Origin of the sequence: Stenotrophomonas sp. PS02297, from assembly GCF_029959705.1 — a bacterium.
Classification (GTDB): Bacteria; Pseudomonadota; Gammaproteobacteria; order Xanthomonadales; family Xanthomonadaceae; genus Stenotrophomonas; species Stenotrophomonas nitritireducens.
Genome location: NZ_JASCOS010000216.1, coordinates 1 through 2,637 on the forward strand (window position 1 = coordinate 1; position 2,637 = coordinate 2,637).

The window sequence follows — 2,637 nt, forward strand, 5'->3', positions numbered from 1 at the left end:
CACGCGCCAAGCCAGCCACTCCCGGCGGGGTGGCTGTCTTGGCGCTTTTTTCATGCCCAGGTTTTCAACAGGGGGATTCATGGGTGCTGTCGAAACATCGCGGATGCTGCATCGGCGGGAACCGGCCATCGAGGCGGACCGGCTGTTCCTGTTGATGCTGGCGCTCCTGGGCTCCGCGGCGCTGGCCCAGGCACTGCATTCGGGCAGGTGGGCCATGTTCCTGGCGCTCTGCCTTCCGGCGGCCGGATTGGCCGCGCTCCAGGCATGGCATGCGCCGGGCACCCGGCGCGTGCGCGCCGCGATCGCCACGGCGCTGATACTGGCGCTGGCGACGCTGGCGGCCGACCACCCCGCCCTGGCGTATTCCGGCGAGCTGGCCGTCATCGCCCTGCTGCTGTCCTACCGCGACTGGTTGCCGGTGGCGCTGGCGGCGGCCGTCGCCCTCCTCTTCCAGCTGCCGATCCTCCGGGCGGAGGCGCATGGCGCGGCCATCGCCGCGCTCCCGCACATGGCATCGACCGCGGTGCTGGCCGCATTCGCCTGCGTGATCGCCATGCGGCTGCGCAGGCTCGATCCATGGACGCCCCCGTCCTCAAGCCAGACGCCCGCCACGCCTCCCGCGACCGATGACGCCGCCGCCAGCGGCTTCCATGTGGAGACCGCGCTGTGCGCCCTGCGCACCGGCATGATGATCGCCGACCCGGACCACCTCATCGTCTACGCCAACCAGGCCGTCATCGCGATCCTGCGCAACCAGCGGCAGGAACTGCTCAAGGCCTTTCCCGGCTTCGACCCCGAGCGGCTGATCGGCGCCAGCATCCACTGCTTCCATCGCGATCCGGCGCGCATCCGCGCCCTGCTGGACACGCTCGACGGCCCCCATTCCGGGCGCATCCAGATCGGCGAGGCGCACTTCAGCCTGAACGTCACGCCGATGATCGACGCCGGCGGCCAGCGCCGCGGCTTCGTGGTCGAATGGCACGACCGCACCGCCGAGACCCGGATGGAGCACGACATCGCCGCCATCATCGATGCCGCCGCGCACGGCCGGCTGGACCAACGCCTGCACGCGTCCAGCGGCTCCGGCCTGATGGCCCGCCTGGCCGAGGGCGTCAACCGCCTGCTCGACGCCACGTCGGAGAGCGCCGATGAAATGCGCCGGCTGCTGTCCGCGCTGTCGCGCGGCGACCTCGGCCGGCGCATCACCCGCGACTTCGAGGGCGTGTTCGGGCAGATGAAGACCGATGCCAACGCCACCGCCGAACAACTGGCCGGCATCGTCGCCGGCATCCAGCAGTCGGCGGACAGCATCTCGGCCGCGGCGACGGGCATCGCCGGCGGCAACGACGAACTGTCCGCGCGTACCGAGCGGCAGGCGGCGACGCTGCGCGAGGCCGCCGCGTCGATGGAGCTGCTCACCGCCACCATCCGCGACAACGCCGAGTCCGCCCATCACGCCAGCCAACTGGCCGAAGGCGCCGCGGCGGTCGCCCGCCAGGGAGGCCGGGTGGTGGACGACGTCGTGCTCACCATGCAGGCCATCGAAAGCGCGTCGAGGAAGATCGGCGAGATCATCGGCGTGATCGACGGCATCGCCTTCCAGACCAACATCCTGGCGCTCAACGCCGCAGTGGAGGCCGCCCGCGCCGGCGACAGCGGCCGCGGCTTCGCCGTGGTCGCCGCCGAGGTGCGGACGTTGGCGCAGCGCTCGGCCACCGCCGCGAAGGAGATAAAAGGCCTGATCGGCGATTCGGTCGACAAGGTCGCCGACGGCTCGGCCCTGGTCGGCAAGGCGCGCGGCACGATGAGCGAGATCGTGTCCTCGGTGCAGCGGGTCACCGCCCTCACCGCCGAGATCTCCGCCGCTTCGCGCGAACAGAGCGCCGGTATCGGGCAGGTCAACCAGACCATCGCGCAGATGGACAGGAGCACACGGCAGAATGCGCAGCTGGTGCAGGAGACCAGCCAGGCCACCCACGACATGGAACACCAGGCCGGCATGCTGGCCCGCGCGGCGGCAAGATTCCAGCTGGCCGGCCCGGCGGAGGCTCCGCGCACGGCAGGCGACGCGCGGGCCACGGCATGACGAACCTGGCATCCGCACGGCGGCACGCGATGGCCAGGCCATTCACCAGAACATGGAACAGGAAGGGATGTTGAACATGCTCCACACCACAGCGGGCGATCCGGCGAACCCGGGACCGGACGCCACGCGCGCGGCGCTCCCGGCGGCACCAATGACAGGAATGCGGCATGGCCCGGATCATCTGCACTGACCCCGGCCTGGCCACGCGGCTGCGGCTGCTCCTCGCCGATGCGGGCGAGGCGGAGGTCATCAACCAGAGCTGCGACTGCGAGCAGGCGCCGCTGTGCCGCTGGCTCGATCCCGACCCGCTGGGCCCCAGCGGACAGGTGCAGGCCGCGCTGTACGAGGCGATCGAAACGCTGGAACGCAGCAGGCATGCCTTCCGTTCCCGCGAAATGGGGCAACTGCGGCAACGCCTGACCCGCCTGCTGGAGGACCTGGCAGGAGCTGCATGACCCGCCCGGGTGCCGCGCATGGCGCGGACCCGCTTTGCCGGGCAGGACGCACGGGCCTGCAAGACGAAGCGCCACGGCAGCCGTTCCGGACGGAGC

Annotated in this window: 2 protein-coding genes; both read left to right on the forward strand. The window is 71.1% G+C overall.

What is annotated here, in order from left to right; all coding sequences use genetic code 11:
• Nucleotides 1-103: 103 nt before the first annotated feature.
• The gene (locus tag QMX80_RS18960; protein ID WP_282278718.1) at nt 104-2,086 is read left to right on the forward strand and encodes a methyl-accepting chemotaxis protein; all 1,983 of its coding nucleotides are present in this window, start codon (nt 104-106) and stop codon (nt 2,084-2,086) included.
• A 167-nt stretch (nt 2,087-2,253) separates the two neighbouring features.
• A complete protein-coding gene (locus QMX80_RS18965) occupies nt 2,254-2,541 on the forward strand; it encodes a hypothetical protein (protein ID WP_282278720.1) in 288 nt (95 codons plus the stop codon).
• The last annotated feature ends 96 nt before the right edge of the window (nt 2,542-2,637 follow it).